This window comes from Actinocrinis sp., assembly GCF_035938995.1.
Taxonomy (GTDB): domain Bacteria; phylum Actinomycetota; class Actinomycetes; order Streptomycetales; family Catenulisporaceae; genus DASZGI01.
On the sequence record NZ_DASZGI010000176.1, the window covers coordinates 1 to 6419 of the forward strand.

Sequence of the window (6419 nt, forward strand, 5' to 3'; positions counted from 1 at the left end):
CGCGGCGGCGAGGTCGGCGACAACGCGGTAGGCCAGCGACGTCAGGTCCACGGGCTGCCGGGTCAGCTCGGCCCGGGTGGTGCGCGAGAGGTTCAGCAGGTCGTCGATCAGCTGGCCCATGCGGTCGGTCGCGGCCAGCACCCGGCGCAGGTAGCCGCGGCCGGTCTCGTCGAGCGCCGCGGCGTAGTCCTCGAGGATCAGCTCGCTGAATCCGGCGACCGCGCGCAGCGGCGCGCGCAGGTCGTGCGAGACCGAGTAGGCGAAGGCGTCGAGTTCGCGGGAGGACGCCTCGAGCTCGGCGGTGCGCTCGCGCACCCGTTCCTCCAGGTCGGTGTTCAGCTGTCGCACGCGCTCCTCGGCCCGCTTGAGCTCGGTGATGTCGGTGGAGATGCCGCAGATGACCTGCCCGCGCCCATCCGTGTCGGCGATCGGGTACTTCACGGTGATGTAGGTGTGCGGGCCGTCGGGGTGCGGGGCGACCTCCTCCATCTGCACCGGGGCGCCGCGCGCCAGGGCCTTGAGATCGTTGGCCCGGAAGTCGTCGGCGAGGTCGGCGGGGAACAGGTCGTGGTCGGTGAGGCCGACGATGTCCTGGCGCCGGACCCCGAACAGCTGCTCGTACTGCCGGTTGACGAGCAGATAGCGGCCGGCGCCGTCGCGCATGTAGATGACCGCGGACGTGTTGTCGATCACCTTGAGCAGCAGGTCGGCCTCGGCACGGGCGCCGGCGAGGTCCAGGCTCGCGCGGTCGGCGGCTTCGTGGCCGCGGGCGATGTGGCGGGCGCCGACGAGGGCCGCGCCGCCGAGCACGAGAACGTTCCCGGCGAGCAGGGCGGCAACCGTCGCGGGGGTAGGGGTGGCGTCGGGTGCCGCGAGCAGGATGATCGCGTCGACGAGGCAGGCCGCCACGATGAGCGCCGCCGCGAGCGCCACCGGGGATGCATGAATATGCAGGTGACGTGCGCCGAACGGCCCGGCGCCGCCGCTCGGAATCGGGGAGTGGGCTGCCGACATGAGGCCCTACCGATCTGTCGCGCTGCGGCCGGGTCGGTCGGAGCCGTCCGCACGCGGCGCCCTCCTACGGTGACACCCGCCGGAGCGGGCCCGATTGCCGCCATCCTGCGCCAAGATCGACTGGGTGACAAGACGGTGATGTCGCGTTTAGGGCACGATCGCCCCACTTTAGACCACCCGGGTGATCCACAACCGTCAGACGGGCGCGGTGAACCGAACGGTCGGAAGGTCTTCGAGCGCGGTGCCAGTGCCGGTGCCGGTGCCGCACAGCTCGGAGAGTTCACGGTGCGGCAGCTGCCCGAGGAACCTCAGCGGGTGGTTGCGACGCCCCTGCGTGAGCCGGACGAGTAGGGATTCCGCCATCCCGGTCGTGCCGCGGCGGTTGGACACCGGCTCGCGATCCCCCTCGCCGGACGCGTCGCGCGTCCGTTGCGGCTTGAACAGGAACTTCTCGGTGAGCATGAGGTGCACGGCGCCGAACTTCGCGTTCGCCGCGAGCAGGAGATACCAGGCGGCGAGCTGCGGGTGTTCGCGGACGAGCGCGCGCAGGCTGCTCGCCTTGCACCGGCTCAGCGTGCCTGCGTCGAGGCCGAGGCTCGCAAGCAGGGCCGTCGGGAGCGGTGGCCGGACGGATTGCCGCTCAAGCATCGTGCGCTCGCTCTCAAGCAGCGAGGGATAGATGCGGCGCACGTGCTTCGCGTAGTCGGGGAAGTCGATGCCGAGCAGGAAATCCCGGCGCAGAAACTGCGGGTCCTGCGCCCCGGTCGGCGGCAGGTCGCCGAGCTCCCAGTGCACCGCGAACTGGCGGAAGACGTCCAGGAAGTGCGCGGTGTGTAGGCCGCCGCGCTCCGGGGCCAGCGCGGCGAAGTCCTGGTTGAAGCGGATCATCGCGTCCATCAGCCGCGTCGCGAGCAGCACCCGGCCGACCGCGTCCGGGCCGAGCAGGTCCGCCGAGCCGTCGGCGAGCGGTTCGAGCAGTTCGTTGACGGCGAGCTCGAACGCCTCCGACTTCTTCAGCAGCGCGAAGAACGAGAGCTCCCCGGCGTCGCCGGTATACGTGCGGGTCTCCTGGTCGGGGAAGCGGCCGGGCAGGACCGCGAGCGTCTCGCCGTCGGCCTCCACCCGGGTGGTCGGAGCGTTCCACCGCACGAGCGAGGCGTAGCAGTCCCGCGGCGGGTGCCCCGTTCCGCTCACGGCGGCGAGCCGGGCGAAGTAGGCCGGGAACGGGATGCGGGACGGACCCGCCGCCAGCAGTTCGAAGGACCGGGCCGGCGCTGCGGTGCGCGTCGGGTCGGCCTCCTGGTAGTGCCGGGCCACCGAAGAACCCGCCAGGCCGAGCAGCACGAGGAGTCGACAGGCTTGATCGGGGGAAACGGTCTCCGGCGACGGCAACTCGTCGAGTACCGCCCGGCGCAGCCGTTCGGTGAGGATCTCGGCCGACTCGCGCCCCGCGAGCACGGAGCGGTTCAGCTCGGGGAGTTCCTCGAGCGTCCACCGGTTCCAGCGCTGCCAGGACACGGGACCTCATCCCTTGGACGGCCCGTCGGATAGGTCGGTTCTCCACCCGAAGCTAGAGATGAAAGATCATGCTCAAGTCAATATTTTGTCTGGAAAGGCAATGGCACGAGGTCGGCCCGGGGCAGGGTCCACGGGTGAGAGGGACCAAAGCCGCTGCCGCCCGCCCGGCGTCTTTAGCCGAAGCTGAGGTGCCACAGACGCCGACTTGGGATTGCGCGGGCAGACTCCGGGCGACGGCCCCGGCACCTGCGCCGCCGGAACCGGCCGCACGCGAGGAGGGGACGGAAGCTCTCGGATCATGGTCTCTCCCAGCGAGGGGCCCACGGTGGATCGCGGGCTGCTGGCGCGGCTGCGCGCGGACGTGGGCGACGAGACGCTGCGCCGCTATGCCGACGCGTATCTCACCCTGCTGTCCGGGCGGCTCGACCTGGTCGAGCGCGCGGTCGCGGCGGGCGAGCGGGCCGAGGCGCTGCGCGTGCTGACCGACGTGCGGGTTGGCGCATCGATGCTCGGGGCGCAACGGTTCGCCGCCCGGGCCGGGACGCTCGAGGCGGCGGTGCGCACCGGGTCTCAGGATGAGGTCGAGGCCGGGCTCGCGCTCATCCGGGAGAGCGCGCGACTTATGGCCTCGGAAATGCGCAGGGAGGCGCGGCGCTCCGATCGGGAACAGCCAGATCCGCGCGATTAGCCGGAGCCTCCCGGCCCGCCGAACCGGTAGCCGACGCCGCGCACGGTGTGGATCCACCGGCCCTCGTGGGCGTCGTCGCCGAGCTTGCGGCGCAGGTTGGCGACGTGGACGTCGATCACGTGGTCGCCGCCGGGCCAGTCGGTGTGCCAGACCAGCCGGGCCAGCGTGTCGCGCTCCCAGACCCGGCGCGGCTTGCTCATGAAGGCGGCCAGCAGGTCGAACTCGGTGCGGGTCAGCGGGATGGCCCGGCCGGCCAGCGTCACCTGGCGGCTCTCCCGGTCCAGGACGAGGTCGCCGCGGCACAGCTGGTCGGCGTCCGGATCCGCTCCGGCGGCGGCTTCGGCGCCCGGAGCAAACGGACCCGGGTCGGCCAGCCGAGGTCGCCGGAACATCGCGCCGATCCGCGCGCGCAACTCGCGCGGCGAGAACGGCTTCAGCATGTAGTCGTCGGCGCCGACCTCGAGCCCGATCAGCCGGTCGGTCTCCTCGGCGCGCGCGGTCAAGATGATCAGGTACGCGTTCGAGATCGCGCGCAGCCGCCGGCACACCTCGATCCCGTCGAGGTCGGGGAGCGTCAGATCGAGGGTGACCAGGTCGGGCTGGAGCTGCGAGGCCAGCTCAAGCCCTTCAGCGGCGGTCGTCGCGCCGGACGCGTCGAAGCCGCCCTGGCGCAGGGTTTCGCACAGTAGGAAGCAGATGTCCGGCGCGTCCTCGATGACGAGTGCCTTAGGGCGCCCGGCGGTAACGCTGTGTTGACCAACGCCGTGCTCTCCAACGCTGTGCTGGCCAATGCTGTGCCCCTCCACCATGCGCCGCCGCTCACGGTTCCAGCGCGTCGATGAGCGCGGTCAAGCGGGCGGTGTTGCGGGCGACCGCCTCCAGCAGCAGCGCCTGCTCTTCCGTGACCGGGCCCGCGGCACCGTCCGCGAGCAGTTCGACGTAGCCGCTGATGCTGGTCAGCGGCGTGCGCAACTGATGCGTCGCGTCGCGCAGCAGCTCGCCGGTGTCGCCGTCGAGCGGCCCCAGTGCCTCGCGTAGCGCGGCGACGGCCCCCGCCCCGCCCGGCCACCCGGATTCCTCAGCGTGTCGATGTTCACGCATTCACCCAGGCTAGATCCGCCTCCGGGGCACAGCCAATCGGCGGCGACCGCTTTGAGCAAATGCTGACGATCACTTGAAAGCCGCTGAACGTTCGCCGCCGACGCTCTTCGCGAGGCAGCGGTGAAAGCTGCGGAGGGAACACGGAGGGAACAACGATGTTCACTCGACAAGGCCAGGGCGTCGCCACGGCCGAGATGGCGCCGGCGGGTCCGGCGGCCCGGGGCGCCGGCGGTTCGCCGCGGGTGAGTGTGGTCATCCCGGCGAAGAACGAGGCCGCGAACCTCCCGGGAGTGCTCGCGGAACTGCCGCCCGGTCTGCACGAGGTGATCCTCGTGGACGGCGGCTCGGTGGACCGGACGGTGGAGACGGCGCTGCTGGTCCGGCCGGACATCGTGGTGGTGCACCAGACGCGGCGCGGCAAGGGTAACGCGCTCGCCTGCGGATTCGCCGCGTGCACCGGCGATCTGGCGGTGATGCTCGACGCCGACGGCTCGGCCGACCCGGCGGAGATCCCCAGCTTCGTGGACGCGCTGCGCAACGGTGCCGACGTCGCCAAGGGAAGCCGGTTCTTGCCGAGCGGAGGCAGCGAGGACCTGAGCTGGATGCGGCGGCTGGGCAACGGCGGCCTGGTGTTTCTGATGAACCGGCTCTTCGGCACGTCGTACAGCGATCTCTGCTACGGCTACAACGCGTTCTGGACACGTTGCCTGGACCACTTCGCGCTGCCGCCGACGGACGGCGCGGAGCCCCGGTTCGGCGACGGTTTCGAGATCGAGACCCTGCTGGCCGCGCGCGCCGCGTCGGGGTGTCTTTGGGTCGCCGAGGTGCCTTCGTTTGAGCGTGCGCGGCGTTTCGGGTCGAGCAATCTCAACACGTGGCGCGATGGCTGGCGCGTGCTGCGCACGATGCTCCGTGAGCACCACGCGCGCACCCATGTCGGCGTGCAAGTGGCGTCCTCACCCCGCCCGGCGCTGAGCGCTGAGCTGTCCGGAACGGCAGACCGCTCATGAACGCGCCACAGTCGACATTGCAGCGGCCGAATTTGCAGCGGCCGACATTGGCGCTTGACCCGTCGCACGTTCCGATCCGCGTCGTCGAGATCGAGATCGCGCAGCCCGCGTGGGTGCGCAGCGTAGGCCAGCCGTCCGATGACACGCTGACCTCGGACCACGTCCTCGCGCTCGTGCGGCTGCATGGCCATCCGCTCGGATTGGTGCAGGCGCGGGTTCCGGCGCTTTATCGCACGCTCGACATCTTGCTGGATACCGCGCACGCCGAGCTCGCGCCCGCGATCGCCGACCACCTCGCCGCGGACGGGATCCTCGATCTCACCGCCGACCGAAGTGCAGTCCTTCCGCGGTGCCGACGGGGCATGATCGACGTGCTGATCGACCCGCCGCCCATCTCCGTCATCGTCGCCACCCGTGAGCGGCCCGACCGGCTCGAGCAGTGCCTCACCTCGCTGTCGCGGCTCGAATACCCGCGCTACGAGGTGATCGTGGTCGACAATGCGCCCACGACGGACCTTACCGAACGCCTCGTACGCGACCGGTTCGCCGCGACCGCCAGGTATGCCCGTGAGCCGGTGCGTGGGCTCGCCGCCGCGCACAATCGCGGGCTGGAGGCGGCGCAGGGCTACCTCGTCGCGTTCACCGACGACGACGTCATCGTGGACCGGGACTGGCTGACAGCGATCGCAGAGGGCTTCGCTGGTGGCGTCGATGTCGGCTGCGTCACCGGGCTGATCGTCCCGGCCGAGCTCGAGACTCCCGCTCAGGTCAGGCTGGAGGCGACGGGCGCGTTCGCTAAGGGTTTCACCCCGCGGCTGCATCCTGGGGCGCAGCGTGGCGTCAACGAACCCCTGTACCCCTTTACCGCGGGGCGGTTCGGTTCGGGCGCGAACATGGCGTTCACCGCGGCTGTTCTGCGCGCACAGGGCGGCTTCGATCCGGCCGTCGGCGCCGGCAGCCTCGCCCGCGGCGGAGACGACCTGCTCGCCTTTTTCCGCACCGCGGCCGCCGGACACGACATCGCATACACCCCGGATGCTGTCGTCTGGCATCACCACAGGCGCACCGAGCAGGCGCTACGAGACCAG

At 71.0% G+C, this 6419-nt stretch carries 7 protein-coding genes; 3 read left to right on the forward strand and 4 right to left on the reverse strand.

From position 1 onward, the window contains the following. Positions 1-1014 (reverse strand): sensor histidine kinase (locus VGZ32_RS12735; protein ID WP_326886182.1); only part of this gene is annotated, 1014 nt, incomplete at its 3' end. A 195-nt stretch (positions 1015-1209) separates the two neighbouring features. Further along, positions 1210-2532 carry a hypothetical protein gene (locus VGZ32_RS12740; RefSeq protein WP_326886183.1) on the reverse strand — a complete coding sequence of 441 codons (1323 nt, stop codon included), beginning with the start codon at positions 2530-2532 and terminating at the stop codon, positions 1210-1212. A 298-nt stretch (positions 2533-2830) separates the two neighbouring features. Here VGZ32_RS12740 and VGZ32_RS12745 point away from each other — a divergent pair, with 298 nt between their 5' ends. Continuing rightward, positions 2831-3220, forward strand: coding sequence for a hypothetical protein (locus VGZ32_RS12745; RefSeq protein ID WP_326886184.1), 390 nt, complete (start codon positions 2831-2833; stop codon positions 3218-3220). Here VGZ32_RS12745 and VGZ32_RS12750 read toward each other — a convergent pair. Further along, a complete protein-coding gene (locus VGZ32_RS12750) occupies positions 3217-4029 on the reverse strand; it encodes a response regulator transcription factor (RefSeq protein WP_326886185.1) in 813 nt (270 codons plus the stop codon). The genes VGZ32_RS12745 and VGZ32_RS12750 overlap by 4 nt on opposite strands. Before the next feature lie 10 nt (positions 4030-4039). Continuing rightward, complete coding sequence (locus tag VGZ32_RS12755; RefSeq protein ID WP_326886187.1) at positions 4040-4321, reverse strand: histidine kinase dimerization/phospho-acceptor domain-containing protein; 282 nt, start codon at positions 4319-4321, stop codon at positions 4040-4042. A 155-nt stretch (positions 4322-4476) separates the two neighbouring features. Between VGZ32_RS12755 and VGZ32_RS12760 the strand changes: the two genes are divergently transcribed. Both VGZ32_RS12760 and VGZ32_RS12765 read left to right on the forward strand, forming a co-directional pair. Further along, on the forward strand, positions 4477-5331 hold the full coding sequence (locus tag VGZ32_RS12760; protein ID WP_326886188.1) for a glycosyltransferase family 2 protein: 855 nt from the start codon (positions 4477-4479) through the stop codon (positions 5329-5331). A 47-nt stretch (positions 5332-5378) separates the two neighbouring features. Next, positions 5379-6419: glycosyltransferase family 2 protein (locus VGZ32_RS12765; RefSeq protein WP_326886189.1), on the forward strand; the 1041-nt coding region annotated here is incomplete at its 3' end.

What these genes read in the sequence shown, in the direction of transcription:
- VGZ32_RS12760 (WP_326886188.1), top strand. Translation starts at nt 4,477, where the DNA reads ATGTTCACTCGACAAGGCCAGGGCGTCGCCACGGCCGAGATGGCGCCG.
- VGZ32_RS12755 (WP_326886187.1), bottom strand. Translation starts at nt 4,321, where the DNA reads ATGCGTGAACATCGACACGCTGAGGAATCCGGGTGGCCGGGCGGGGCG.
- VGZ32_RS12745 (WP_326886184.1), top strand. Translation starts at nt 2,831, where the DNA reads ATGGTCTCTCCCAGCGAGGGGCCCACGGTGGATCGCGGGCTGCTGGCG.
- VGZ32_RS12750 (WP_326886185.1), bottom strand. Translation starts at nt 4,029, where the DNA reads ATGGTGGAGGGGCACAGCATTGGCCAGCACAGCGTTGGAGAGCACGGC.